17 protein-coding genes are annotated in these 26,654 nt (G+C 54.6%); 8 read left to right on the forward strand and 9 right to left on the reverse strand.

Going from position 1 to position 26,654, the window contains the following annotated elements:
- Nucleotides 1-21: 21 nt before the first annotated feature.
- Complete coding sequence (locus SH467x_RS12565; RefSeq protein ID WP_482367459.1) at nucleotides 22-3,561, reverse strand: S1 RNA-binding domain-containing protein; 3,540 nt, start codon at nucleotides 3,559-3,561, stop codon at nucleotides 22-24.
- A 264-nt stretch (nucleotides 3,562-3,825) separates the two neighbouring features.
- On the opposite strand from SH467x_RS12565, the gene SH467x_RS12570 reads away from it, so the two are divergent.
- Together SH467x_RS12570 and SH467x_RS12575 are read left to right on the forward strand one after the other, a co-directional pair.
- Nucleotides 3,826-5,178: a class II 3-deoxy-7-phosphoheptulonate synthase gene (locus tag SH467x_RS12570; RefSeq protein WP_482367460.1), complete on the forward strand. Its 1,353-nt coding sequence runs from the start codon at nucleotides 3,826-3,828 to the stop codon at nucleotides 5,176-5,178.
- 52 nt (nucleotides 5,179-5,230) lie between these two features.
- Nucleotides 5,231-6,460: a formylglycine-generating enzyme family protein gene (locus SH467x_RS12575; RefSeq protein ID WP_482367461.1), complete on the forward strand. Its 1,230-nt coding sequence runs from the start codon at nucleotides 5,231-5,233 to the stop codon at nucleotides 6,458-6,460.
- An 83-nt stretch (nucleotides 6,461-6,543) separates the two neighbouring features.
- Here SH467x_RS12575 and SH467x_RS12580 read toward each other — a convergent pair whose 3' ends face one another.
- The 3 genes from SH467x_RS12580 to SH467x_RS12590 form a co-directional block, all read right to left on the reverse strand.
- Nucleotides 6,544-8,037, reverse strand: a complete 1,494-nt coding sequence (locus SH467x_RS12580; RefSeq protein ID WP_482367462.1) for a sulfatase — start codon at nucleotides 8,035-8,037, stop codon at nucleotides 6,544-6,546.
- Between the two features lie 94 nt (nucleotides 8,038-8,131).
- A complete protein-coding gene (locus SH467x_RS12585) occupies nucleotides 8,132-9,121 on the reverse strand; it encodes a 3-keto-disaccharide hydrolase (protein ID WP_482367463.1) in 990 nt (329 codons plus the stop codon).
- 55 nt (nucleotides 9,122-9,176) lie between these two features.
- A complete protein-coding gene (locus SH467x_RS12590; protein ID WP_482367464.1) occupies nucleotides 9,177-10,550 on the reverse strand; it encodes a Gfo/Idh/MocA family protein in 1,374 nt (457 codons plus the stop codon).
- 295 nt (nucleotides 10,551-10,845) lie between these two features.
- On the opposite strand from SH467x_RS12590, the gene SH467x_RS12595 reads away from it, so the two are divergent.
- The 4 genes from SH467x_RS12595 (at nucleotide 10,846) to SH467x_RS12610 (ending at nucleotide 15,842) form a co-directional block, all read left to right on the forward strand.
- On the forward strand, nucleotides 10,846-12,303 hold the full coding sequence (locus SH467x_RS12595) for a sulfatase family protein (protein WP_482367465.1): 1,458 nt from the start codon (nucleotides 10,846-10,848) through the stop codon (nucleotides 12,301-12,303).
- 86 nt (nucleotides 12,304-12,389) lie between these two features.
- On the forward strand, nucleotides 12,390-13,889 hold the full coding sequence (locus SH467x_RS12600; RefSeq protein WP_482367466.1) for a sulfatase family protein: 1,500 nt from the start codon (nucleotides 12,390-12,392) through the stop codon (nucleotides 13,887-13,889).
- Nucleotides 13,886-14,362 (forward strand): hypothetical protein, encoded by a 477-nt coding sequence (locus tag SH467x_RS12605; RefSeq protein WP_482367467.1) that lies wholly within the window; start codon nucleotides 13,886-13,888, stop codon nucleotides 14,360-14,362. Before SH467x_RS12600 ends, SH467x_RS12605 begins: the two co-directional genes overlap by 4 nt.
- Nucleotides 14,363-14,420: 58 nt before the next feature.
- Nucleotides 14,421-15,842, forward strand: a complete 1,422-nt coding sequence (locus SH467x_RS12610; protein WP_482367468.1) for a sulfatase — start codon at nucleotides 14,421-14,423, stop codon at nucleotides 15,840-15,842.
- A gap of 685 nt (nucleotides 15,843-16,527) precedes the next feature.
- Here the strand turns inward: SH467x_RS12610 and SH467x_RS12615 are convergent.
- The 5 genes from SH467x_RS12615 to SH467x_RS12635 all read right to left on the reverse strand — a co-directional run bounded on the left by SH467x_RS12615 (nucleotide 16,528) and on the right by SH467x_RS12635 (nucleotide 23,570).
- Nucleotides 16,528-16,782: a hypothetical protein gene (locus SH467x_RS12615; protein WP_482367469.1), complete on the reverse strand. Its 255-nt coding sequence runs from the start codon at nucleotides 16,780-16,782 to the stop codon at nucleotides 16,528-16,530.
- A 601-nt stretch (nucleotides 16,783-17,383) separates the two neighbouring features.
- Entirely contained in the window at nucleotides 17,384-19,282 is a 1,899-nt protein-coding gene (locus tag SH467x_RS12620) for a DUF7133 domain-containing protein (protein ID WP_482367470.1), read from the reverse strand.
- Nucleotides 19,263-21,671 (reverse strand): hypothetical protein, encoded by a 2,409-nt coding sequence (locus SH467x_RS12625; protein WP_482367471.1) that lies wholly within the window; start codon nucleotides 21,669-21,671, stop codon nucleotides 19,263-19,265. The genes SH467x_RS12620 and SH467x_RS12625 overlap by 20 nt, the downstream gene beginning before the upstream one ends.
- Before the next feature lie 42 nt (nucleotides 21,672-21,713).
- Nucleotides 21,714-22,772: a ThuA domain-containing protein gene (locus SH467x_RS12630; protein ID WP_482367472.1), complete on the reverse strand. Its 1,059-nt coding sequence runs from the start codon at nucleotides 22,770-22,772 to the stop codon at nucleotides 21,714-21,716.
- 24 nt (nucleotides 22,773-22,796) lie between these two features.
- Nucleotides 22,797-23,570, reverse strand: coding sequence for a M90 metallopeptidase family protein (locus SH467x_RS12635; protein ID WP_482367473.1), 774 nt, complete (start codon nucleotides 23,568-23,570; stop codon nucleotides 22,797-22,799).
- 925 nt (nucleotides 23,571-24,495) lie between these two features.
- Between SH467x_RS12635 and SH467x_RS12640 the strand changes: the two genes are divergently transcribed.
- Nucleotides 24,496-25,698 carry an N-acetylglucosamine-6-phosphate deacetylase gene (locus SH467x_RS12640; RefSeq protein WP_482367474.1) on the forward strand — a complete coding sequence of 401 codons (1,203 nt, stop codon included), beginning with the start codon at nucleotides 24,496-24,498 and terminating at the stop codon, nucleotides 25,696-25,698.
- A 66-nt stretch (nucleotides 25,699-25,764) separates the two neighbouring features.
- A complete protein-coding gene (gene ilvE, locus SH467x_RS12645; protein WP_482367475.1) occupies nucleotides 25,765-26,625 on the forward strand; it encodes a branched-chain-amino-acid transaminase in 861 nt (286 codons plus the stop codon).
- Nucleotides 26,626-26,654: the final 29 nt, after the last annotated feature.

The following is a 26,654-nucleotide window of genomic DNA, read 5'->3' on the forward strand; positions in this document are numbered from 1 at the left end:
GGTAACGGGGGCGTTCGTTGGTTAGGCAACGGGGCCGTTAGGTGCGTCACTCGATTGCGTCGACTCGTTGGAAGGTTGACTCGGAGTCGCGTTTGAGTCGGGAGCAGGTGTCGCTGGCGGCGCCGGCTCGGCTCCGTTTTGCTCCGATCCTCTTTGCTCCGGCACGATCTCGGACTCCGGCTTTGGTTTCTTCATGAACTGCATCAAATCGGAGAACGATCGGAGTGGCTCCTTGCCTTGCTGCATCGCATCGGTAAGAGGCGTGATCGGCTTCGGAGGATCGACTCGTTGGGCTCGCCTCGGTGCAGCGTTTTGTTCGTAATCGCGACCTCGGCCTCGATCGTTTCGATTGCGATCATTCCCGCCTCGTGGGGCTCCGCCAGGGCCTCGGTCGTTGCGACCGCCCCCTCGCGGGCTACCTCGATCACCTGTGGGTCGATCGCCTCGACCTCGTTCCCCAGCCTCGGAACGCGGAGCGTCGGAGCGGGCTCGGTTGTCGCCTCGATTCGATGCCCCTCGGCGTTCGCCCCGGCCCTCTTCGGATCGGGGTTGCGATCCAGCCTGCTCACGGCGAGAAGGAGTGCCTGGTGGGATGGCCGTCAAGGCCACTCGTTTTCGCTTCTCGTCGATACTCAGTACCCAAACGGTGAGCAAGTCGCCCATTTGGACATATTGATGCGGATCCTCGACGTAATTCGGGGTGATCCGACTGATGTGGATCAATCCGCTGCAATCGGGGCCAAGGTCGACAAAGACGCCGAAGTCGGTAACGCCGACCACGAGCGCTTGCACCATATCACCCGCCTTGAGAGTATCCAGCTTCGGGAATTTGCTGACGAGCGGCACGGGGAAGGAATACTCGCGATCGTCTTCGAACGGGGAGTGTAAGCAATGTGCTACCCTTCGCATTTTTTCTCGTCCGACCTGCCAACTGCGCGCCAACCGCTCGATGTCGATCGCGAGTGCTTCGCGAATGCGAGGGGATGACTCGATCGGCGGCACGGCAACCGCTGGTCCAGCCGGAGCTGTGTTGGATTCGTCGTTGGGAGCCGAATCGCCAGAGGAAGCATCGGAAGCAGCTTCCGGCGTTTGGACTTCGTCGGAGGCCGTATTCTCTACCGCAGATTCACTGCTCGCTACTTCGGAAGAAGCCGTTTTCGACTCCTCGGACTGCACTGACTGCTCCGTCAGCTCCGTGGTCTCTCGCGAATCCGTGGTCTCTCGCGAATCCGTGGTCTCTCCCGCATCCGGGGTTGTTTCCAATCCAAATGGTTCGGGCTCGGCATCGAGCGAAGCTCCGAATTCGGCCTGCTGTTTTGCAAATGCCTCGTCTGCGGCCGCAGACGCTTCAGCGATCGCTTGGAAGTTCGGTTTGACCCAGCCTTCCGGCGCCGCGGGAGGGACCGGCAAACTTGCATGTTCCATCAACCGTTCCGCAAGTCGGTAGTCGTCGGGATGGATGGTGGTGGCGTCCAATGTCTTATCGCTGCCGTAGACACGCAGGAAACCAATTGCTTGGCGAGCCTGCATATCCGTCAGTTGTTCTTTGAGAACGGCGAGGAGCGAGTCGCGGTCGGTGATTTTATCTTCACGGCAAGCTGCAGAAACCGCTTTGGCCGCGGCCAAGTTCATACCGGGTGCGCGTTGAAGAACTTCGGGCTCTGTCGTGAAAACGTCTAGACCCGATTGCGAAATAGCCGATGAGACCGCATCGCGAAGGGCAAGTTCCAATTCGGATTGCGGCAGCTCTCGTTGGTAAGAACCCAGGCGCAATCGCGACGGATCGACCTTGAGAATCTGCTGCAATGGATCTTGCAAGCGTCGAGCTAGCCACACCGCAGCCCGGTGACGGCGGGAAATGTTGGGAAGCTCGACGAGGCAGATACGCGAGTTGCAGTAGCCGTCCGCGCCGGCCCGATCCACCATGGTCCAGTACAGCGACCCCTCGCTCGATTGCCTTAACAACTCAGCAATGGGTTGTATCAAATAGCGTCGAGCGGGACCATTCGACAGGGAGATCAACGTAACGCGATGCTCGTGCACCCATTGCCCGAGCGTGACTACGTTTTGGGCGACGATGTCTGCACGGTTGCTGTTGCAAGGAATCTCGCCGGTGAAAACGATCTGTCCTTCCGCGTCGACGATGGCGGCGGCAGCCATCTTGGGACCGACTGCATCGATCATCAAGATACGATGCCCGCGAATGGGGCGTTGCAACAACGATGATTGAAGGTGCGCGACCGCGGATTCTGTTAATTCTTCATTCGCGTACTCCTCCAGGATAGCCATGACATCCTGATGCACGCGAGGTAGCAAGAACGAATGCAGCGCGGACTCAGCGACTTCTACGAGGAAGCTGTGCATGGGGTGCCGGCCGGGGCAAAGCGCCTCGCGGCACATTTGAACCAAAGGCTTTTTGTCGTAATCGATATTGAGCTGGATGATCTGGGACCGGAGTCCCCGGGCCAGCATTAAGATCTGATACGGAGTGATATTGCCGACAGGTTTCTTGAGTCTTGCATAGGACTCGAGAATGCTCCGAAGCCAGCGTCGACGTCGTTGTCGCGGCGAAAGCTGCTTTTCCGAAAGACTCTTCGTCTTGATCGGCTTGGAGGGTTTCTTGCCTTGATTGAACTCCGCGATCAACGGAGCGACCGACGAATCGAGGGAAGGCTCGAGGTCAGCGGTCTCGGTTGCTACGGTTTCCTGCACGCCAGATTTTTCTGGACCCTGGAGATCCTCCGATGTGGGACCGGCTGGAATCTCGTTACTGGATGCGACATCACCGGAAGCGCCCTCACCGGAAGAGCCCGCGACCGGAGTATCGGCGTGTGGTTCGGCGATTGGGGATTCGGATGAAGCCGAATCGGCTGCGGCGCGGGGATTCGCAGGTCCGGTACTCATGGCTTCGGCAGGCACCGAGCCATGGTCTTCGGATGCTTCCAGTCGCTTTTCTGCATCGCTTCCTTTGGGTGGCTCGGGGAGAACCTTCACCGAGGCGCTGCCTTTGCGGAGAACATACTGCTGCAGTTCTCGCATGAGCCGAAGGTCTTCGCTGAGCAAGTGCGTCATCCAGAGCTTGGTTTGCTCGATGATTTCCGCAGTTTGTTCGGCGGGGATCGATGCCGTTTGAGCAACCCATGCCTGGAAATCGGCAGGAGGTTCGGACTGCATCGTCAAAATGGCCTGCCCGATCAATTGGGCCGCGGGACATTTCTCCGCAATGCTCCGAGCATTTTTCCGAGCGCGAATGTGGCGGATGGTGGTATCGATTTCCGCAATCGAACTTGCCTGGTTCACAACTTCGGCGATGGTTTCGCTCCAAAGCGAATCCTTTTCCAAGGCCGCAATGACCTTGCTCCGGTGTGTCTCAAGCCGTTCGAATTGTTGCAACGTTCGCTTCAAGGTCGATAGCGTTCGTTCATCCATATTCCCCAACTCGTCGGGGCGATAGCTCGCCAGATAGTTGGGTTCGTAGCCTTGAAGGAGCAATTCGCTAGGGAAACGAAGTTGTTCTTCCGGACGGCGCACGCGGCGCGCGATCTCTTGGAGGTGTTTCATATGTCGTAGTCAATTGACGTTATCTCGAATTGCCGCAATGATTTGCGGCAAAAGTGCACGGTGGGAATCTATGGGAGTTCCACCGGCTTGTCAAGCTTTCTAAGGGATTGGAGGCGAATCCATGCCGGATGCGCTCCGAGCGTTAAATTCAGCCCTCACAACAATTTGCCCTCACGAGAACCCTGGATCGGGTTTATCTTAGAATCGTTCGAATTTCATCCGCCGGCCGATTCTTTCGGCCCACCCTCAACATTTCCTTCTCCTATGTCTCAAGCTTGGTCGCCGAGTTCGTGGAAGAATTTTCCGGCCGCTCAACAACCGCTTTATCCGGATTCGGATCAACTTTCTGCAGTTGTTAAGCAAATCAAAACCTTGCCACCGTTGGTGACCAGTTGGGAAATCGATCGTCTTCACCAAGACATCGCTTTGGCGCAGCGTGGGCAAGCTTGGCTTCTGCAAGGTGGAGACTGCGCGGAAACTTTCGAACAATGCCAGACCGAGCCGATTGCCAGCAAACTCAAGTTGTTGTTGCAGATGAGTTTGGCCATCGTTTTCGGGGCTCGCAAAAGAATCATCCGAGTCGGTCGGATGGCAGGGCAATATGCGAAGCCTCGTTCAAGCGACACAGAGGCCCAGCACGGCGTTACGCTTCCTTGCTATCGGGGCGATATTGTCAATGGATATCCATTCACGGCGGAGGCGCGCACACCTGACCCGCTGCGACTTCTTCGCGGTTACGAGCGTTCGGCGTTGACCCTCAATTTTGTCCGAGCGCTGAGCGAAGGAGGATTCGCGGATTTGCACCATCCCGAAAACTGGAACCTTCTGTTCGTGAACACGGCAAAGGGAGAGGCGGCGGAGCGGTACAAAGAATTGGTCCGCTCGCTGGGGGACTCGATCCGCTTCATGGAAACAATCCTCCATGAATCGACTCCAGAATTGAAGCGAGTGGATTTCTACACATCGCACGAGGCGCTCCATCTGGATTACGAGACCGCGTTGACTCGAGAAAGCGTACGTGGCATCGGTTTCTACAATATGGGAACCCACTTTCCATGGATTGGGGAGCGGACTCGGCAACTCAACGGTGCCCATCTGGAATATTTCCGGGGTATCCGAAATCCCGTCGCGGTGAAGATCGGAGGATCGATCCAGCCGGAAGAATTGATCGAACTGATCGACAAACTCAATCCGGAGAACAAGCCGGGCCGCCTTACCTTGATCCACCGCATGGGGAGGAGCAAAATCGAATCTCAACTCCCACCGCTGATCGATGCAGTTCTTCGGGAGCAAAAGGCCGTCCTTTGGGTATGCGATCCGATGCACGGTAACACCGTGAGTACCGCGGGTGGTCGAAAGACACGTCGGTTCGACGACATTGTCGATGAACTTCGCTTGTCCTTTGCCATCCACCGCGCCTGCGGCTCCACGCTCGGTGGCGCTCACTTGGAGCTGACCGGCGAAGATGTCACGGAATGCGTCGGAGGTTCACGCGGGTTAACGGAATCCGATCTTGAGTCGGCTTACCAAACCCAGCTGGATCCGCGATTGAACTACGAGCAAGCGCTCGAGATCGCCTTCGAAATCTCCAATCAACTTTCGCAGCAGCGGTTCTGATCCTCCCAGGAACCAGCGCGGAACGACAACCCAGCCTCTCTGGAACCTCGCTATGCCAACCAAATCCTCTTCCTCGACCCAGTCGAACTCTTCTAGCAAGGCAAATGGGATATCTACCTTTTTGCGATGGGGAATCGTCTCAGGGGGAGCGGTGGGACTCGGTTTGATTGCATACTTTGCTTTTCCATCGCTGTTCAATGCGGAACGAATCGATGCACCGAATGAAGGCGGGGGAAGCAAAGTGGTTCTCCAGCGAGAACAGTTGGAGGCCATTCAAGCCGCTTCGTTTTTTCCAACGATTGAAAATGCCGTCGCGGCCCCCGCATCGGATCCAACAGGGATGCGATGGATCCCAGGTGGCGAGTTCTCGATGGGGTGTGAATCGAAGAATGAATCGCTCTGTGGCACACCTGGTACCACCATGGATACGGTCCCGATCCACCGCGTGTATGTCGATGGATTTTGGATGGACGAAACGGAGGTGACCAATGCACAATTTCGCGCTTTTGTCGAAGCAACCGGTTACATCACCATCGCAGAACGAAAGCCAACGCCCGAGGAGTTGCCGGGAGTTCCGGAGGAATTGCTCGTCGCGGGGTCGGCGGTCTTTCAACCCACCGATGGGACCGTTCCCTTGGACCAATTCCTGCAATGGTGGAAGTATGTGCCAGGGGCTTGCTGGAAGCATCCTTTGGGGCCCGAGTCGACCCTCGACGGGCTCGATGCATATCCAGTGGTGCACATCGCCTATGAAGATGCTGAGGCGTACGCGATGTGGGCCGGAAAACGACTCCCTACCGAAGCAGAGTGGGAGTTTGCGGCGCGCGGCGGAAAAGCGGGGGACCTCTATCCCTGGGGAAACTCGGCGAGAGTTCAAGATCGATACTTTGCGAACTACTACCAAGGCGCCTTTCCCGTTCGAGACGGAGATGCCGCGTCGGATGGCTTCGCTGGTATCGCCCCGGTCAAGCAATACGAGCCCAATGCATATGGCCTCTATGACATGAGCGGAAACGTTTGGGAATGGATCAGCGATTGGTACCGCGAGGACTACTACAGCACTCTCAAGGCGACCGGGAAAGTTGCCGTGAACCCGATTGGCCCTGAGGACTCGTTTGACCCCCAAGAACCGGGCCAACAGAAACGCGTTCACCGAGGTGGATCGTTTCTGTGCAGCGATTCTTATTGCAATCGGTATCTACTTGGGACGCGCGGAAAAGGGGAAATCCGCTCGACCAGCAACCACGTCGGTTTCCGATGCGTGAAAGTGCCGAGCAAATGATGAGATGGTGGAGTTGGGTGAGGGAGGGACAACCTTGTCAACCTTGTCCCACCCACCACCCACCACCCACCCTCTACCCCCAACTATCGCTTCGGTTGTGGAACAGGGCGATTGGCGGCTCGTCCGTTTGGTTTGCTGGGATCGTATGCGGGATTGGGAGTCGAAAACTTTGCACCCACACCCTTCTGCCAAGCTCGCAACTCCTGCAGCATCTGGGCTGCTTTCACGGGCTCCTGCGCTGCCAGGTTTACTTGCTCACCGATGTCTTTGGAAAGATCAAAGAGTTCGGTGCGCCCGTCTTCAAACCACTCGATCAGTTTCCAATTCTCATGGCGCATCGCTGCACCCGGCGCGCCTCCTTGATTGCCATAGTGAGGATAATGCCAGTACAGCGAACGATTCGGAATTGGCTCGCCACGGAACAGGGGCATGAGACTCGTTCCATCGAGAATCTGATTCTCATCGGGTTGAAGTCCCGTTACCTCCAACAACGTCGGGAAAAAGTCTGGGCTGCTTACCGGGGTTGTGTTTACACTTCCAGGCTGGATCACTTTCGGCCAGCGAATCAAGAGCGGTTCGCGGATACCACCTTCATAAAGCCAGCCCTTCCCTCCTCGGAGCGGGGAGTTCGATGTCGGCCAACCCTCGCTGGTGGATAGTCCGCCGTTATCACTGGTAAAGATGACGAGCGTGTTCTCTCGGAGCCCTAGCTCGTCGATTTTCGCAAGAACCTTTCCCACGGCTTGGTCCATCGCTTCGACCATGGCGGCATAAACCGCGTGGTCTTGAACCAATCGAACATCTCTCTCGAATTCGCGGCCCCACTTTTCTTCAAGCCCCAGTCGTTTGCGTTTCTCTTCATACTTCGTTTGGAGATCTTCTCGGGCCATCAAGGGTGTATGAACAGAGTAGAAAGAGAAGTATGCCAAAAAGGGGTGGTCTTTGTTCGTTTCGATGAAGTTCGTCGTTTCGGTTGCCAACCGATCAGGCAAGTGCTCCCCCTCGGGGCCATCGGGCAAGCGAGGATTGCCGTATGGCGAAAAGTACTTGCTCCCTCCATAAGGGCCCCCTCGGTCGATTCCACCGCGATTGATATCGAAACCTTGGTTCTCGGGCCACCAACCCTCGGGACCTAAATGCCACTTCCCAGCGAAGAAAGTTGCATAGCCGGCACTCTTCAGCGATTTTGCCAATGTCGGTGCGGAGAGGCCGAGCCGATCCGAGTAGGGTGCAGGGAGTTGTTTCGTATTGCGTTTCCAATTCTTGGGTTGCAACGGGGCGCCAATGTAATCGGTAATCCCTGTTCGTTGTGGCCATTGTCCGGTCAAGATGCTGGCGCGCGTCGGCGAACAGACCGGGCAAGCGGCATAGGCGTCGGTGAAGAACATTCCCTCCTTGGCCAAGCGATCCAAGTTTGGCGTTTCATAAAACGTGCTTCCATAACATCCAAGGTCGCGCTGACCTAAGTCATCAACAAGAAAGAAGACGATGTTCGGCTTGTCTGCAACTGGCTCGGATGCAGGGAGCGAAGCCATCGAGCAAACCAAAACGCCGAAGGCGATGAGAAATCGATTCATGACATATTTCATGGAGAGGGGCTGCTATCAGAAATTGGACGCCGGGCCACAAGTCACACAATACCGGACCGCTCGACGGAGCCCATGCCAGATTCTACTGTACGATCCATATGTTGCGAAACTCGACAGGATTGCTGTGTTCTTGCAAGAAGATGGGGCCCAGCGGTCCCGTCAATGGACCGGTCTCAGGTGCGGATGTCGTGAAGTCTTTTTTCAATTCCAGATCGTCGTGGATGATGATCCCGTTGAGACGCACGGTGATGCGTGGCCAAGCAGTCCGCTTTCCTGACGCATCCAGCTTCGCGGCCTTGAAATCCACGTCGTATGTTTGCCAGGCCAGAGGGGGTAGGCACATGTTGCAGCGTGGTTTGGCAATGGAGTAGATGCCGCCACATTCGTTGTCTTGAGGATCAAGGCCAAACGAATCGAGAATCTGAGTCTCCCAACGGCCGCTGTGATACACGCCGCTATTTCCCCGCTTTTGACCGCGAGCAAATGGCTTGTACGGAGTCCGAAACTCGAGATGCAAACGGTAGTTTCCAAATGTCCGTCTGGTCGTCGTTCCCGTGGCTTGGAGTAACCCATTCTTCAACTGCCCACCCAACCACTCGCTTGTCGACGAGCCGTCGAACAAGACGATCGCGTTGGGAGGTGGCGCTTGGCCTAATGTCGGACTGCTTCGCTCCACCGGTGCAAGTGAATGTTTCATACCATCTGATGTCGTGAGCAACCATTGCTGGCCGTTCCACTTCAAGGTGATGCCGCTGATAGAATCCAAACGTTGCACTTCGTTCCCGTCGATTTGGATCGATAATTTGATTCGATCCTTACCTGGCTCCCATCCCGCACCTGGCAGTCCCCCTGTCAGTATGTAAACATCGAACTTTCCTGCCCCGAGCGCGACGACTTGAGCGCCCATCGCATCGCTCGCGTATTCTCCTTGAACGCGGAAGTCAGGGTCCTCTTTCAAAGCGACAACGGGATCTGTCCAGACTTTATCTTCACCCAAAACAATTGCGTTGAGCGAACCAATCCACGACACCAGGAGAGGAAAGACGATGAGGGAATTCGAGATCTGTTTCATAGAGAGGTCGCATTGCTTGGTTAAGGAGGGAACGGGAGTGCGTGAATCGCAGGGGTTAAGCCCAAAGTTGTTCGCCATACTGCCACCCCGCGCGAGCTGGTTCTTTAACGAACGCATTCAACTCAGGATGATTAGTGATTTTCCCTGATTTTGCGTCCCACTGGATGCGAGTATTGAACCGTTGGGCGAGCACTCCAAGTAGGACGATCTCCGTAAGCTTGGCACCGTAAGAGAAATTCGAACCTGGCTCGGGGCCTTCTCCTTTGATCGCTCTTAGCCATTCGCGAAACGGTCCTCCTGCGACTCGAGCAATCGTCGCTGTAGGTGGGGTCTTTAACCAAGCTTGATGAAGTGCTTCGTCTGCAAGCGTCGGCACTCCCGCATGGGTTCCACACCCTAGCAATCCCTTGGTTCCCACCATCCAGCAGGCCAGCCCCTTGTGGGTGGCGTTCTCTGCACCGAACTTGTCGATCCGACCGACTTGATTCCAATCTTGCGGACCATCGAACCAATCGAGTGTTACCGGTCCACGTCGATCATTGGCCGGGAAATGAAAACGAACATGACTACCGGACGGGATGACTCCTTCCAATGATTCTTTCCGAGCTAAGCATTCGATGGCGGTGGGCGGATCCAAATCGAGAGCCCACACGGGCGTGTCCAAGGTGTGACAGCCCCAATCACCGAGCATGCCGAGACCGAAGTCGTAAAACGATCGCCACTTCAAGGGGTGATACTCGCTGCTGAAGGGACGCTCCGCAACCGGGCCTAACCATAAATCCCAAGCGAGCCCTTTGGGGATGGGCGCAGAGGGAGGGGGCATGGTCGAAGGGTTCGCAAAGTGCTGACCACCCATCTGCGGTCCGCTGTTGCGGCAGAAGACTTGCGTGACGTCGCCGATAAGCCCAGCGCGGTAAGCCTCCACCGACTGTCGAATTCCATCCCCTGCGTGCCCTTGATTCCCCATCTGCGTCACGACTTGATAACGTTCCTTTGCTTTGACCAAGGTGCGTGCTTGCCAGATGTTATGCGTCAGGGGCTTTTGTGTGTAGACATGAATCCCCCGTTCCATCGCTGCCAGCGTTGCAGGAAAGTGAGTATGGTCGGGCGTCGATACCACCACCGCATCGATCTCCTTCCCCATCTTGTCCAGCATGACTCGAAAGTCTTCGAAGAAGGGCTGAGTGGTTCGCCAGCTTTTGAGATTCTCAGCGCAATGCTCGCTGTCCACATCGCAAAAGGCGACCAAGTTTTCTTCGCCGCAACCCTGTTTGTATGGCTGTTGTGCGATCCAACCTCCCGATCCGATGAAAGCCACATTCACTTTGCTGTTGGCCGATTTCCCTTCCTTTCCAATGGCAAAAGTTGGAAATACCGCACTCGCTGCACAGGCCGACGCCGTGCCCGATAAAAAATTTCTTCGCTTCATGACTTGTTGTCGCTGGCAGGTAGGAAAGAGGGATTCTCAGTGGAACCACAGCTTAAAGGAGCGACATGACGTTTTCTTGCACGTTCTCGAAGCGTGTTCCGTCAAAACGCGCATAATGCTCTCGTCACGCTCTTGGTGTGTTCCTCGGTCCGATAGTGAGAAGTCCAACGCGAAACGGTACTGCGCGGGGGATCCGGCTGCGCAAAAGGGGAACAGCATGCTGGGAGGATGCTAGAATGCCAGGCTCAGAAACGAGGAAAAAACGACGAGTCGTTACGGCAATTGTGGGGCAGTGATGAAGAGAACGGTCAAGCTATGGCTCGCATTGGTTATGTTCGCAGCGGTCTCTTGCAACATCGCCATAGCAACGGAATTCCTGAATCCGAACATCGTATTGATCCTGGCTGATGATCTGGGATACGGCGATGTGCAATGCCTCAATCCACGGACAGGAAAGATCCAAACACCTAACTTGGATCGCCTCGCTACACATGGAATGGTATTCACCGATGCGCACAGCGGATCATCCGTCTGCACTCCAACACGCTACGGGCTCCTGACGGGTAGGTACGCATGGCGCACGCGATTGCAGAAAGGTGTACTCGACGGAGGAAATGACGAACCTCTTATTGCAGAAGACCGATTCACCTTGGGAGCAATGTTAAGTGGCCACGGATATGTTTCCGCATGCATCGGCAAATGGCACTTAGGTTTTCAGTCCGACTCCCGAACGGTCAAAGGAGGAAAGGCGATGGGACAAAACGGACTCCCCGTCGGAGCGAAGATTCTAGGTGGTCCCATCGCACGAGGCTTCGATACCTTCTGGGGCTGCTCCAACGCGAGAACGATGTCCTCGCTGATCGAGGGGGATCGTGTTATCGAGATGATCGAGACGGTCGATATGTTGCCACGATTGGGACAGCGAGCGGTCCAATTCATCGAATCGCACATCGCGTCTTCGCGCAAGGAGTCTCCATTTTTCCTTTATCTTCCTCTCACCTCGCCCCATACACCCATCGTACCGAGCGATCGTTGGCGAGGTGAAAGTGGTTTGGGTGACTACGGGGACTTTGTCATGCAAACCGATGCCATCGTAGCTGACGTGCTCAAGGCACTGGATGAGCAAGGGATCGCGGACACTACGCTTGTGCTGTTCTCTTCGGATAACGGTTGTTCTCCCGCAGCGGATACCGAAAAGTTGGAAGCGGCAGGGCACTTCGCCAGCGCGGGTTTTCGAGGGTACAAGGCGGATATCTGGGATGGAGGGCATCGTGTTCCGCTATTCGTTCGTTGGCCAGGCAAAGTGAAGCCAGGAATACACAGCGATCAACTGATCTGCCTTACCGACGTATTCGCGACATGTGCAGAAATCGTTGGGCATAAGCTGCCTGATACCGCCGGTGAGGATAGCGTAAGTTTCTTACCGACACTGCTTGGTAAGGAAGTACCAGCGGTTCGGGAGTCGATCGTCCACCATAGCATTCAAGGGGAATTTGCAATCCGCGATAAGCGTTGGAAATTATGCTTGTGCAACGGGAGCGGGGGCTGGTCGAAAGGAACAACAACCTCTCCACAACTCTACGACATGCAAACCGATCCAGAGGAATCCAATAACTTGGCTAAGCACGAACCCGATGTGGTTGCGAGATTGTCGGAGTTGTTAAAACGCTTCATCGAGCGAGGTCGCAGTACACCAGGGACGGAGCAAGCCAACGATGTCAAGGTGAAGGCCCCCTTTGGAATGCTCGACTAGATATAAAAATTGTCGTTCGGATTTCATCTCAAGAATGATTCCTTCCCAATATCCCTCCCAACTCCATAACGTAGAGATCCAATACTATGAGACTTTTCCTCTCTTTCCTGGTGCTCTTGAGTGCATGTTGCACAACGGCTGTCGCCGGCGATGCGAAGCGTCCGAATATTCTTTTCATTCTGGTAGACGACCAGTCCCCTTGGGATCTCAAGTGCTACAACCAGGATTCGTCGTTGGATTCACCGAACATCGATCGGATCGCTCGCGAAGGGATGGTGCTCGACGGTGCGTATCATATGGGGGCGAATATGGGAGCCGTGTGCACCCCATCGCGTCACATGATCATGAGCGGGCGGACGGTTTGGCATTTGCCCACCGCTCCGCAAGCGTTGCAAAAAGGACTTTGCCCTCCCGACCTGGAACAGCAGACCATTCCCGCTGTCTTCAATCGCGCCGGATACGCAACCATGCGCACTTGCAAACAGGGGAATAGCTACGAGGCAGCAAACAAACTTTTCACCGTGCGACATGATGCCACCAAACGAGGCGGTACACCGGAGACGGGTAGCCCGTGGCATGGTGATAGAGTGATGGACTATCTCAAAGAGCGTGAATCGTCGAAGGAGACGAAACCCTTCTTGATCTACTTCGGTTTCTCGCATCCCCACGATGAACGAGATGGCTCACCAGAGTTGCTGGCCAAATATGGCGCGACCAATCACACAGATAAATCCACTCCGCCACCTGCGAATCCAAAACAACCCAAGCTCCCTGCAAACTACCTTCCCGCTCATCCATTTCCACATGGTCATCCCAAATTGCGTGACGAAGTTGCCGTGAGCGGCGTATGGGAACGACGAGACGAGCAGACCATCCGTAACGAACTGGGGCGGGAGTTCGCGTGCGGTGAAAACATCGACATCCAAATAGGACGTGTTTTGTCCAAGCTCGAAGCGATGGGGGAATTGGACAATACGTATGTCATTTACACCGCAGATCACGGGATGGCGATTGGTCGACATGGCTTGCAGGGAAAGCAAAATCTCTACCAACACACTTGGCGTGTCCCCCTCATCGTGAAGGGGCCAGGGATTAAGGCCGGTAGCCGCGCCGAAGGAAACGTCTATCTACACGATGTTCTCGCGACCCTCTGCGACTTGGCAGGCATTCCCGCTCCTGAAACCAACGAAGGAAAAAGCTTCAAGCCGGTTCTCGTCGGACAACAACAAACGATTCGCGATACGCTCTACGGTGTTTACTGCGGTGGAACCAAGCCAGGGATGCGAGCGGTCAAGAAAGGGGATTGGAAGTTAATTCAATACGACGTCATGGATGGCAAAGTTCGCGAAACCCAGCTCTTCCATTTGAAAGAAAATCCACAGGAGTTCCTCGTCGAGCATCACAATCCAATCGTGAAGGCCCTAACGGGTGCGAATCCATTGCCCCATCAATTGAATCTCGCTTCGGATCCCAAATACGCCGACAAGCTGGCTGAAATGCAAACGCTGCTCCTTGACGAGATGCGGCGATTGAACGATCCGTGGCGACTGTGGAATCAACCCACTGATGGAATAACCTCCAGATGAAAAGGGACCTTGCTGGTCTGGTCTTTTACTTGGTCATGCTTTCGCTATCGATCCTCGGAATTCGAAGTTGTACTAGCTATGAACCACCGCACTATCTCGCTAACCGTGCGATACTGGAGCGAAAGGACTGGCCTGAATTTCTCCAGGAGTTGAATAGTCAGGATCTCGATACGAAGGCGTTTGCTATGCGCCTGACAGTGTACGAGATCTATTACGATGAGTACGTGTTTCAATGCGATGACTGCGATGTCTTTTTTGAATTGATTAAGGATCGTTGGAAACTCGAGAGGATTGATAAGAACTTGCCGTACGTACGAGATTTCCAGAGAAGAATTCCCAAGGAACGTCTTTTCGATGACAATGAATACTTTGCAAATCCGAATCGTCGGGAGTTAGATAAGGGAATGCAGGTCGTGATTTGTCGCTCACCAAGCCATGGGACACTCGCAGGTCATTACTACTTCAATTTCTAAGAGTCGCTTGGTTGTATTTCCAGCACGAAAGTTAGGGGGGCTGTGAATGAGATCGGTCATGTTGAGTTGCTTGTTCGCGGTGTCATGTCTCCATTCCTTCGGCGGGCGGATTTACAGCGCTGATCGCCCCAATGTCTTATTCGTCGCAATCGATGACTTACGATGCGATCTTGGATCGATGGATGTTCCTTACGCAAAGACACCACAGCTCGATGCCTTTGCGAAAACCGCCAGGGTGTTTACTCGGCACTATGTTCAAGTGCCAACGTGCGGCGCCTCGCGATGTGCGCTTCTCCGTGGCCGGTACCCGACCGTGGCTTCCCAGGTCAATAACGGCGGAATCGCTCAGACTCACAAAGAGTGGGGGAACCAGAGTCTGCCGACTACCTTTCGTCGAGCGGGATACAAGACATTGGCACTGGGAAAGATCACGCATCATCCTGGTGGACGAACGGGAAAGGATTGGTTGGAGGGGCCTGAAGAGCTACCCGGCGCGTGGGACCGCGCTTGGATCCCCAACGGGCCGTGGGAGAGTCCGGAAGCCATCATGCATGGATATGCCGATGGTGCACGCCGTCGACCCGGCAAGTCCTTGCCTTGGGAATCCAAGGATGGTCCAGATGAATCCTACCCGGATGCTTGGGTGGCTCAGGAAGCGATCCAAACACTCCAGGAGTTGTCCAACCAAAACGAGCCTTGGTTCTTTGGAGTCGGTTTCTTTAAACCCCATTTGCCATTTGCTGCACCGAAGCGCTGGTACGACCTTCATGCAGACGGCATACCCGATTTGAATCCACTGGCTGCGACGAAGCCCACGTGGCCATCGGGCTGGCACAAAAGCGGGGAGCTGCGTGGCAATTATGGGCGCGAGCCAGGTCTCGATCCTGATACCGATGCCGAATATGCGAGGCTACTGCGACGCGCCTATGCTGCTTGCGTGAGTTACATGGATGCCCAAGTAGGAAGGGTGCTCGATGAATTGAAGCGATTAGGACTCGATCAAAACACAATCGTGGTGGTCTGGAGCGATCATGGATTTCTATTGGGTGAACATGCTATCTGGGGCAAGCATTGCCTTTACGAGGATGCATTGCGTTCCCCACTTATGATCCGTCAGCCGGGAATCAAGCAGCCCGGTACCCGTTGCGATGCCATCGTCGAAACAGTTGACTTGTTCCCCACGTTAACAGCGCTTTGTGGTCTAAAGTCACCCGCCACTCTCGACGGTCGAAGTTTGACGCCGCAGCTATCGGACCCAAGCGTCGATACCGAGAAGCCTGCGGTTGGATTCTGGGGTGGTGGACAACGCACAATACGAACGGATCGATGGCGGCTGATTGTGACAAAGCAAAAGGGAGAACAGCCCTCCCAGGTGGAGTTGTTCGACTACGTTACCGATCCAGAAGAAACGACCAACCATGCAGACTCAAACCCCGCTGTTGTTGCAGAACTTCTTCAACTTCTCAGCCAAGCTCCGTAGAGCCTATCCTTCGTGATAGCTGCCTTGGCTGCAATCGTTCAGTATTTACAGTGCAGCTAAGTGTCTTGGGCTCAGATCTTTCACCAAAGTGCAGTTGGTTCAACATGCATACATGTACGGTGGTGTGGGGAGGGTTCCGCAACGGGCATCCTTTACACAATTCTGGCTCTTCGTCGTGCTCGTGCTCAGCTTTGCGGTGCTCGTCCTCGTTATCGCCTGACTGATTGTACTCGCTCGGTGGTTCCGAGACGCCATCGCATTTCATCGTCATCCGAGTCAACATCGCGACGATCCGCACCAGTCTTGATTTGAGAATGTTCAGCGTCTTGAGAAAGCAGGAACACTAATCTCCACTGATTCACACTAATCAAAACCAAGACAATCCTGTTGCCTTTCATTAGTGTTGATTAGCGACGATTAGTGTTCTGCTCCCATGCAATCCGAGGAGTAGTTGATTGCTCCCGAAGCCCTAGGTTATCGATCACATGTCCGGCAGCACTCGATCACTTGGAAATCGATGTACATGGAAAGCAATGTGAGATGCCGAGAGAATTGCCTGGTTCCTTCGGAGCTAACCTGTAATTTTCCAGGAGGGGATCTCGGGAAAGTCGTAATCGTCTTGCTTTACCTGAGGATGTCAAAGACTTTCAAGGGCTATTTCCTTACCTAGCACTGAAGTGCTGGGCTAGTCTCTGCCGTCCCTGGCGGGACGAAAACCGAGCTTCTCATCTAACAATTTTCTCGCTTCGAGGATTCGACGTTTTTTGTCTTCCGCTTGGAGGGTTTGAACAAGCTCCCGCGACTCTTTGGAGCTGATTACCCCAGACGTTGCCGTTTTCTTTCCTGTGTAGATCTCGAACATGTCGGCAAGCGAGAACGAATCATTGCGCTGTGTATCGAAGGGGAGTCCGGCATTCTCAGTTGACTTCAGATTCTCCAATGGGTTTCGAGCCCACGCATATCGGAAGTAAACCGGCTCAGGAATTAGCTCGCTAGAAAGGACGATGTGGGAGCGTTCCCAATTCGGTTCACCTTTCCCTTCATTCTTGTCCAGCCATTGGGCTTTCGCCGGTTGAAATCGCCCGTCCTTACCTGCGATCGCGAAGCCTTGATCATTTCAGGAAAGACAGCAGCGTACAATTTGTGGCCGTTCGGTTGCAAAGCATCGTTGTAGCCTTGATGCCAGATGGCCCCTTTGACGGGTAGGCCCGCAATCGTCGAGATCGTTCCGGCATACAGATTGCCCGGCCGATTCATGTCGACCGCGGGGCCCGGAGCCAATTCGGTCGGACGTATGCGATTCGTTGGGATGGGTTTAACCTGTGCTTTGCAGTTCTGGCGAATCGATCTTTCTTAGTTCTTCGATAGGCGTCCAGGTAGCAAGCGTTGTTCCTCCTCGGGAAACGTCCATGATTCCGATGGGAACTCGGGTTGCCATGTGGATGCGCCGACCAAAAACGTAACCAATGCCAGACATGTCTCGTACCGTTTCCGGTGAGCAAACATCCCAGTAGCCTTGTCGAAAATGCTGGCTGAAAAAGTCATTCCACTGATACTGACGCGGGAAGGAAGATCTCGTCTCCGGTCCGTTCGATCTTAGCATCTTTACTTTGGACCATGATCGTTCGTGGTTCGGTACTGGCTGGCATGGGAGAGAACTCTACCTTCCAAGTTCGGTCTGCCGCAGCATTGATCACTCGCGACTCGTTGCCAAAGGTCACAGTGACCTCTTCGCCAGGTGAAGCCCAACCCCACACGGGGATCGGCCTGTCTCTCTGAACGACCCTATTGGATTGAAACAGGTTATGAACACTCAGCCCATCCGAAATGGCTGGTGTATCGATTCGATCTTCTCCTGGAATCAAGTCCTTCTGCGCGACTGCCTTCGTCGATACGAGTACCTTGGCCTTGGAGGGGATTTCATTGACTGTGTAGAAAGCGTTGCGGTGCAAGAGTTCTTCGTTGTCGCGCGAACGCAATCGGACTAAGTCGAACTCGTACACGAAACCTTGTTCAAGCTCTTCTAAGGTGATCTTGGCTGAAAGTCCATCGGCAGCCAATGCTACCTTTTTGACTTCAGGAGTCTTTTTCTCGATCTCCGGTCCACCGTAAGCGCCATGATAGGGATGGGTGAAGGACGAGATCGCGTACGATGCCGGCGAACCACCTGTCATCGGCTCAACAGATTTTGTGAAGGTGATTTGGAAACCATCTGGTTCGATGGTGATACGTTGGATTTCGAACGGCATTTTTCCGCTCCACTCCAGTCGCTCGAGCGCGAATGGCTTGATGCCTCGAACGGGCCACCCGCGATTGGTTCCACCGGCAATCAGGTTGCCCTCCGGTGTAAACTCCACGTTGAGAATGCCGGTCGAGAGCCCTTCGCGGAACGGATAGCAAGCCCCCTGCCAGACGCCATTGATTTGTTCGGTTGTCGCACGCATCAAAATGGATTGCGTGTAATCACCGAGGAACATCTGATTTTCAAATGGACCAAACTTCCCCTCGGTGCGATCAACGCTGAATGCCGTGACGGATCGCCCCATGCGTATGTACGGGAAGATCACGGCATAGGGGGTCAGTTGTTGGATTCGTTTCTTTTCAACGGCAATCCGGCTTCCCGGTTTTGGCATCTCCGGAACGGGCCCCAACTCGGGCGAGTACGGGTACCAATGGAAGCTGGCCGGATGCCCGTGGAAGCTTTGCGGGGCAACCGCCTTCAAGCTGCATGAGCAGTTCCAAGGTCCTTGGCTTTCTACATAGAAGAGCGCGTCGTGTTCATCGAACCCGATGCCACCAGGGCTGCGAAGACCGCTTGCGAATGCGGTCGTCTTGCCATCGGGCGCTACCTTCATGATGAAACCACGATTCCAAGCATGGGAATGATAGGAGGCCGAAAGACCTAGCGCAACAAACTGATTCCCCTCCCGATCCGGTTTCGAACCAAACGCATACTCGTGATAATTCGCATACCCCCAATCATCCGACAGGGTTTCGAATCGATCCGCCACGCCATCTCCATTCGTGTCGCGTACGCGTGTCAGCTCGCAGCTTTGGGTGACACGAAACGAATTGTTCTCCCAGGTTAGACCAAAGATCTCGTCCAACCCAGACGCGAATCGATGGTAGGTGGGGTTGGGCTTCGTGGCGTCGATCCCATCCAATAGATAAATCTCACCGTGACGAGTTCCTACCGCGATTCGTCCATCGGGAAGCGTCGCAAATGCGCCGGCTTCAATGACCGACTCTTTGGGCATTGGAATGTTCACGATGGGATAGTATTCGCGCTCCCGCTCTTCGGTTCCCCAGCGTTCGCCGACATCCTCAGCCAGGAGCGAGCCAGGCATGACAATCCAAGCCACGAACGCGGCCAATACGCTTATGCCACCGAACCAACGACAAGCATTGGCAATCCAGCATTTACTTTTTGATCGGTTCATACTGAATCTCCAATGTTGACTTGCCTTGTGGAATACTCAATCGCAGCAGTAATTCTTGCCACGCAGAATGGCCTGAGTCACTTCTCATCACTGTTTCGGCATCCGGTAGGGTGATTCGGATTCGTTCGTTTCGGAAAACATGATCGGACTCCCGCTCGATGGGACCTCGCCATGCCCGGAACCAAATGATTTGGGGACTCTCTGATTCCAATTGCATAACCCGACGCAACACGAGTTTGTTGTCTTTCGAGATCGCTTGAGAACGATCGTCGATGCGGATAGGTCCGCTTCGGTATTGAAACGTTGGGATAAAAGCTTCGTCGAGAAAATAGCCGCGGAATTGATAACCGACGTTTTTGGGGTAGAGGGGATCTGGATTCGTAGGAGCCTCTTTCGTCATCACCGGCAGCAACGGCCAGGTGGCTTTTTCATCCTTAAGGGCGGCAAACGAAACATCCTGTGGAAATGCAATCGGATCGCTCGCTGGATTGAAATCACCGGAGCCTTGTCCGCTCCAGTTGACGTTTACGAAGTCACCGATCCAGATGGCCGATAGCGTCCCTGTTTCTGCATTGAAGGCGTAGTTCAGTTTCTCGGGTAGGCCAACCGCAATACCGCGAAAGCCTGCGATTCGGCTTCGCCCCCGGTGAATCTGCGCGATGTCGTTCACTTTCAATTTCGTGTTCTGCGCTCGCACCCCACTCGGGTCAGCGGCGGATGTTCCCAGTGAAAGGTAGTACCAAATGGCCTCGATCTGTCGGTCGGTGTCTCCATCCAGAATATGAGTGTAGATTGCTTTACCATCGGGCCAAGCGGTTGGCATGACAGTACGAGGTCGAAAGGCCCCTGGGTTCTTTACATATCGATAAAACCACTCCGGCTGCAGCCGCTCGTAACTGGTTAATAGATCGATCCCTTGATTGACATTGGCGGCTTTTCCATTGAATCGATGGCAAGCAACACAGTTGGCCCCCTTGTCCCCAAGCAGTTCACGCCCCGCTGCCCTAACGATTTTCTCCTTTTCCCGTTCCTGTTCCTCGCGGTTCTCCGGTTTGGGTATTTTCAGTTCCGGGCCATCCAAAACATCTGCTCGGCGAAAGAGACCAGGGAGGTGCGCAAGATTACGATCTCCGTACTGTGGCATTCGAGTGCTCATGTACAGACGAACGCTTTCGCCATCCAAGAGGACCTTTTTCATCCACGCAGGTTGAAGCTTGGCTCCCACCAACGTAAGAGGTGGAGGGATGCGTCCATCGTCCCCTAGATTCAATTCACTCCCTTTGAAGAATCCATTGTGGGCATCGTGGACACCTCCGTAGCCGTCTCGAACGTGACAATCGATGCAGCGAAACGCAGTGAGATGCTTTGCGATCGCAATCTGGTCCGTATCGGCGGGCTCTTTTTCACGAAGTGAAGCGATGATCGCGGACCGTTGTTCGGGATTTAGGCTGAACACTGGACTATGTTTAGCGGTGATTCCTTCACGGTTTGTCGATAAACATCCCTTGGAAAGATCGGCCGACTCCAAGGAACCGACCAACGGTTTGGGTTCCATACTAGGCAAGGCATGGCATGCGGTGCAGTTGAGGGACTCGAAGTATTCTTTACCCGCTGTGACGAGGGATGCAGACGGAACCAACCAAGCATCCGATTCGACTGGTTCATCGGCCAGATAGCTGGCGATCGCCATCGCTTCCTCTTCTGTCAGCTTCATGTCAGGCATGCGCCCCGAGCTACGAACGAGCAAAGGTTGAAACAGAAAGGCTTGCAGCGATTTCAATCGGTACTTCTCGCCAACATGCCCGAGCGGGACTGCATTGGGTTTGATCTTTTTCTTTGCAACCAGAACGGGGTCTTCGTTTTCTTCCTCCTCCTCTTCTTCTTCAGGAAGATTGCTGCTTCGTTTCGCAGCGAGATCGGCGTCTTGGGGGCCATGGCATGCGACGCACCCCACGGAATGGAATAGCGATTTACCGGCTTCCTTGTCAGGCTTGGCTGTCGAGGCCGTAGCGGCCGCTGGTTTGGATTGCGCGACCAGGAAATGGGTGATTGCCTCCGCAATCTCTCGCCGCTCGGATTCCGGTTTCGACGCCAACAGATCGGGCATCGTCGTCCCTGGATGTGCCGATTGCGGTGATTCCAAAAAGCGACGTAGGTACTCCGGTCGGATTCGGCTCCCGACTTGCGACAAGTCAGGGGCTGTCTTCTCAGGTAATGAACTACTTGGTGCACCCGAGTGGCAAGCGGCGCATCGAAGTTCTGATATTAGAACACTTCCCGCCTGAGTTTGGGTCAAGGGGTGGTGGCCTGGTAGCGAAGGATCTCCGGCGAATGCCAGCGAGCTGACGAATGCGCCGAGGGACGCGATCAACATCCAAAGTCTCATCATGGTTGCTTCACGAGTTTGTTAGAGATCATGGGATGAAACTCTTTACTTGTAATAGGAGATGGGGCGGGGTTGTACGCCCAGCGCCTTGTAATGAAATCCGCTCTCGAGGGGCTCGTAGGAGCCCACTATGTCCACGCTGCGAGTCTCGGAAATAGCAACTTCCATCTCTAGTCCCCAGTAGATTGCGTTAGCGATCAAGCGGCGAAGTCCTTTGTTCTTTAAGTCCACGCCGCTCCCCATGGTGCAATGAAAAACGCGTGCAGACTTTCCCGTGCTGGTCGTCCAAGTTTTAACCCAAGCAATTGGGAGAGGCTCTAGTTTCTCATTGGGAGCGTCGTCCGGTTTGCGGCCCATCAAGGGCTGTCCCCAGACGAGAGGCGAGCAATCTGCGGGCAGACTCGTTCCTTCTTTGTAGGTACGGTAAACATCCGAATCCCCCCAAATATCGGAGACCCCGGTGAGGATGGGATGCTGCAAGTGGTCTTTATCGAAGAACCCTCGCGTGGAGTCGGCATGCCAACGTCCGTGGTGATTGAGAAAGGTCCCGCCGAGAATATCTTCGCCCCAGCGGACTTGCTTCCCGTCGATTTTATAGGGGAGTGGGCCGCGAAAACCGTGATTGGCCGTGCGCAAGGCGATGAACGGTTTGCCGGAATCCACATAATCGACAATGTGCTGAAGTTCGTTTTGCGGCAGGGTAAGAAGACGAGTGAAGAAGATAACCAGATCCGCGGTCGCTAGCTGTTCCAAGCCTGGGATGTGATGTTCCTGGAACTCCGACTCTTTTCCTTTCTCCGGATAGACAGGTAAAGTCGGGTCGACTTCACCGCGATCGTTGACAGCGAAGAGTACCGTGCAGTCGAACCCATGATGATTGGAAAGGATCTTCGCCAACATCGGCATGGATTGCTCACTGCGGTATTCTTGTTCCGCTGCAATGAGCACGATGCGTTTCCCCTCTCCCGGGCCATTTCCACCGGGATAGGTCAACCACGGTTCGGTATCCGCGGATGATGGTGCAGATGATTGCGCGGTTGCAAGCGTAGAAAGAAACAGGCATGCAATGAGACTGCAGGCATGAAAGATCAAATGGTTTTTCATCGGATGAAGAATATGGGTGATGGGTCACGGCGAATGGGGAGGGGAGGCCCGAACGCCCCAAAGCTTTTCGAGGAGCGCATGCATGGCGGGGTCATGCCTTTGAAGCTCCTCTCGCGTGAAGGGGTAGAAGTCGTTGCGAGAAAAGTAGGCTTCGGTCGTTTCGGCAAAGTACTCCATGGCGTTGCTCATCCCGTACGCTCGCTCGAACGTGTTGGGAGAATCATTCCCGAAGGAACGCTCGACGCGCTCGTAAATGCCGCGGCTCTTAGCATTCGAGAAGGCATTTTGGATTTCTTCGTTTTGAAATCCTCGGGGAAGGAATCGAAAATGGTAGGCGTGTGCCAATTCGTGCAACGCGAAGTTTGGCATTCGCTTCATTTCTGCTTCGAAGTTCTCGACGCCGGAAAACTCGACTCCTCGCGCCATGGCCGGGTCCCTCCCGTTCTCTCGCAGCCAACCTGCTCCGGGATGGAACTCCGCTCCGCTCCGACCGGGTTTGTAGGAAGGGGAAAGATACAATGGTACTTTTTTCAACTCGTCGACGGCGGGGGCCGGCAGGACTCGAACGACTTCATCCAGCATCTTTTTCAGGCCAGCGAGAGCTTTCGCGGTGGCATCGGCTTCGGACTCCAGCAACTTTTTGGCCACGTGAACTTGCCAGCCTGCGATGTCACGTGTTTCCCTTTCGAAAGGGGAGGAAGGGGGGGCCGGATTCGAACGAAGCTGGGACGAACATAGCAGGATCATGCTGATGAACATCAGGAAACAGGCGACACAGCGGAAGGAAAACCGGATCATGGAGCATCCCGTGGGTTGGTATTTCGACTCGCGCGGAAGGCTTGACTAGCAAACATCCGTCGCGTGAGGTTATCTTACTTGCATGCTCCCGCGAGCTCTTGGACTGCAACGCGCCTTGCTTTGTTAAAACGCGCACAATCGCAAAAGCAATTCGCCAACCGAAAACAATTTGGCAACACGGCTCCTCGCGTTGCGATACCAAGTCTTCACGATGCTCCTGCGTTGAATTTTCCGCTGCTGCGTACGGCAGTTCCTCCTGATTCGCCAGTGCTATATCCGACAGTGCAATATCCGACAGTGCAATATCCGACAGTGCAATCCAATCCGTTTTCCACACGTTGCTTTCAGCCTGGGGCCATCCCTTATCATTTCGGCAATCGCGGGTCGTTGAGGGAACTAATGCGTCGGGCGGATCGGCCGGGCGTTTGCTCTTTGATTGTCGGGCCGCATGGGACTGGAAAATCGACGTTGCTGCATCAGTTGCATCGAGAGGCTATCGAGAGTCAGCGATCGGATTCTGTTGTGCTTCATAGTTTGCGAGCGAGTCGAGCAACGTCCCTTCGTGAATCGCAGGTAATTCCTGAAACGCAAGATTGGCCAGTGGTAGGGAATGCCGAGTGGTTGTTCGTGGATGGATTCGAGCAGCTGCCTGTGTGGCGTCGCGTTCGGGTGGTTGCACAGGTTCGGCGACGAGGGGTACGTTGTATTGCGACTTCGCATCGGATGCATTTCGGTTTTCAATCGTTGTGGAGAACCGCGGTGGATCGTGAGGTGGAGCACTATGTGCTGGCGCAACTTCTCAACGAGCATCCCCAAACGATTCTTGAAGCAGCTCTTTCGTCGGAGCAATGGAGGGAGTCGCGACGTCGGCATGGCCCGAACGTGCGCGAGTCTTTGTTCGATATGTACGATTGGTGGCAGGAACATGAAGCTGGTTATTCAGAATGCACAAGTGATCCTTCGCGATCGGATTCTTGAGAACGCTGCCGTCGTTTGCGATGGGGGACGCATCATCGATGTTCTCGGTGATGGAGATTCCGTCTTGCGATCGATCGATGGCGAACGCATCGATTTGGGGGGGCGATATCTATCTCCCGGTTTTATCGATATTCATGTTCATGGGGGATTAGGTGCGGACTTCATGGACGGCACTCCGGAAGCGATAGAGCTCGCGTGCTTTGCTCACCTTCAGCACGGTGTAACCACTCTTTTTCCCACCACGACGACGGCCAGCGACGAGCAAATCCTGCGCACGATCGATGCGGTGAGCAGGGTTCGAGAAACGCCGACTGGAAAGTGGTCTCTCCCCAGGATAGAAGGCATTCATCTCTACGGTCCTTATTTCGCCACGGAGAAGTCAGGGTGCCATAACAAGGAGGCTTGTCGAGCTCCGGAGCCGGCAGAGTTTGAACGATATTTCGAAACAGGGCTGATTCGTATAGCGACGTGCGCGGCGGAGTTGGAGGGAGCCGAGGCCTTTTATCGTGCGGCGAGGGAGCGAGGATGCTTGGTGACGTGCGGGCACTCCAATTCGAGTTGGAGTGAGATGGAGCGGGCTTTCCAATCAGGGATGCGGCATGTCGATCACTTTTGGTGTGCGATGAGTTCGGTGCAGTCGGTTCGAGCACGGCTCGGAACGCCGATGCAGGGGAGTATGTTGGAGTTTGTCTTGGGGACGCCGGAGATGAGCACCGAAGTGATTGCCGACGGCTGGCATTTGAGCCCCGAGCTGTTGCGTTTCGCATGGAGAATGAAGGGGGTGGATCGGCTCTGTTTGGTGAGCGATTGCAATCGCGCGCTCGATATGCCTCCCGGGCGTTATTTGTTTGGCGATGCCGAGGATGGAGGTTGGATTTTGAGCGATGGGATGGTCGGTCGGGGGCTCGATGGCGGGTTAGCCAGCTCGGTGGTGGCCCTCGATAATATGGTTCGCCACATGCATAACGTGGTCGGTGTTCCCTTGGTGGACGCGGTTCGCATGGCGTCCCTCACCCCGGCGGAAAGAACAGGTATTGCCGAGGAGGTGGGGGAGATCGCGATTGGAAAGCGTGCTGATTTTGTTGTTTTGACGAACCAATTGCGGGTCGATCAGGTCTTGGTCGGTGGAAAGATTGCCCTGACAAATTAGCGGTGGTTTGCTAAATTCAGAGGGTTGGCATTTCCTGGTACCTTTTCGACTGGAATCGATTTCCCCATGGCCCTTCAAATCTACATCACTGGCAAGTTCTATGACAAAGCAGACGCGAAGATTAGCGTCTACGACCATGGCCTCTTGTACGGTGACGGTGTGTTCGAGGGGATGCGAAGTTATTCCGGCAAGGTATTCCGGCTCCAAGAACACTTGGATCGCTTGTACGAGTCCGCCCGCGCCATCTGTTTGGAGATCCCCATTTCGAAAGAGGAGATGGAAAAGGCGACCTACGCGACACTTCAGAAGAATAACCTCGTCGATGCCTACATTCGGTTGGTGGTAACACGCGGATCGGGATCTCTCGGATTGGACCCGAACAAAACCAGCGATCCCCAAGTCATCATTATTGCCGACTCCATCTCGCTTTATCCTGCGGAGTTTTATGAGAAGGGGTTGAAGATCATCACGGCCTCCACGATTCGCAATCACCCCGCCGCGTTAAGCCCTCGCATCAAGTCCCTCAATTATTTGAACAACATCATGGCCAAGATCGAGGGGTTGCAAGCGGGGTGCATCGAAGCCCTCATGCTCAATCACAAGGGGGAGGTCGCGGAGTGCACAGGTGATAACATTTTTATCGTGAAGCAAGGGGTGTTGCTGACCCCGCCAAAGGATGCAGGGATTCTCGAAGGGATCACCCGGAACGCGATTCTCGATCTTGCAAAGGAGCTTGGCATCATCGGCTTCGAACAGACGATGACCCGTCACGATTTGTTTGTGGCGGACGAGTGTTTCCTCACCGGCAGCGCGGCCGAGGTGATTCCGGTGGTAACCATCGACGGCCGACCTGTTGGTACTGGAGCGGTGGGCCCCGTGACGAAGCGACTCCTGGACGCATTCAAAAAATTAGTACACGGCAAATAACCGATTCTAGGGAGGCACCGATTAGGCCT

The sequence above is a fragment of the Brakhagea slesvicensis genome (assembly GCF_052161625.1).
Classification (GTDB): domain Bacteria; phylum Planctomycetota; class Planctomycetia; order Pirellulales; family Pirellulaceae; genus JBKCUI01.

Bases quoted from the DNA above. Each gene is read 5' to 3' on its own strand.
- SH467x_RS12565 (WP_482367459.1), bottom strand. From the start codon at position 3,561: ATGAAACACCTCCAAGAGATCGCGCGCCGCGTGCGCCGTCCGGAAGAA.
- SH467x_RS12570 (WP_482367460.1), top strand. From the start codon at position 3,826: ATGTCTCAAGCTTGGTCGCCGAGTTCGTGGAAGAATTTTCCGGCCGCT.
- SH467x_RS12575 (WP_482367461.1), top strand. From the start codon at position 5,231: ATGCCAACCAAATCCTCTTCCTCGACCCAGTCGAACTCTTCTAGCAAG.
- SH467x_RS12580 (WP_482367462.1), bottom strand. From the start codon at position 8,037: ATGAATCGATTTCTCATCGCCTTCGGCGTTTTGGTTTGCTCGATGGCT.
- SH467x_RS12585 (WP_482367463.1), bottom strand. From the start codon at position 9,121: ATGAAACAGATCTCGAATTCCCTCATCGTCTTTCCTCTCCTGGTGTCG.
- SH467x_RS12590 (WP_482367464.1), bottom strand. From the start codon at position 10,550: ATGAAGCGAAGAAATTTTTTATCGGGCACGGCGTCGGCCTGTGCAGCG.
- SH467x_RS12595 (WP_482367465.1), top strand. From the start codon at position 10,846: ATGAAGAGAACGGTCAAGCTATGGCTCGCATTGGTTATGTTCGCAGCG.
- SH467x_RS12600 (WP_482367466.1), top strand. From the start codon at position 12,390: ATGAGACTTTTCCTCTCTTTCCTGGTGCTCTTGAGTGCATGTTGCACA.
- SH467x_RS12605 (WP_482367467.1), top strand. From the start codon at position 13,886: ATGAAAAGGGACCTTGCTGGTCTGGTCTTTTACTTGGTCATGCTTTCG.
- SH467x_RS12610 (WP_482367468.1), top strand. From the start codon at position 14,421: ATGTTGAGTTGCTTGTTCGCGGTGTCATGTCTCCATTCCTTCGGCGGG.
- SH467x_RS12620 (WP_482367470.1), bottom strand. From the start codon at position 19,282: ATGAACCGATCAAAAAGTAAATGCTGGATTGCCAATGCTTGTCGTTGG.
- SH467x_RS12625 (WP_482367471.1), bottom strand. From the start codon at position 21,671: ATGATGAGACTTTGGATGTTGATCGCGTCCCTCGGCGCATTCGTCAGC.
- SH467x_RS12630 (WP_482367472.1), bottom strand. From the start codon at position 22,772: ATGAAAAACCATTTGATCTTTCATGCCTGCAGTCTCATTGCATGCCTG.
- SH467x_RS12635 (WP_482367473.1), bottom strand. From the start codon at position 23,570: ATGATCCGGTTTTCCTTCCGCTGTGTCGCCTGTTTCCTGATGTTCATC.
- SH467x_RS12640 (WP_482367474.1), top strand. From the start codon at position 24,496: ATGAAGCTGGTTATTCAGAATGCACAAGTGATCCTTCGCGATCGGATT.
- ilvE (WP_482367475.1), top strand. From the start codon at position 25,765: ATGGCCCTTCAAATCTACATCACTGGCAAGTTCTATGACAAAGCAGAC.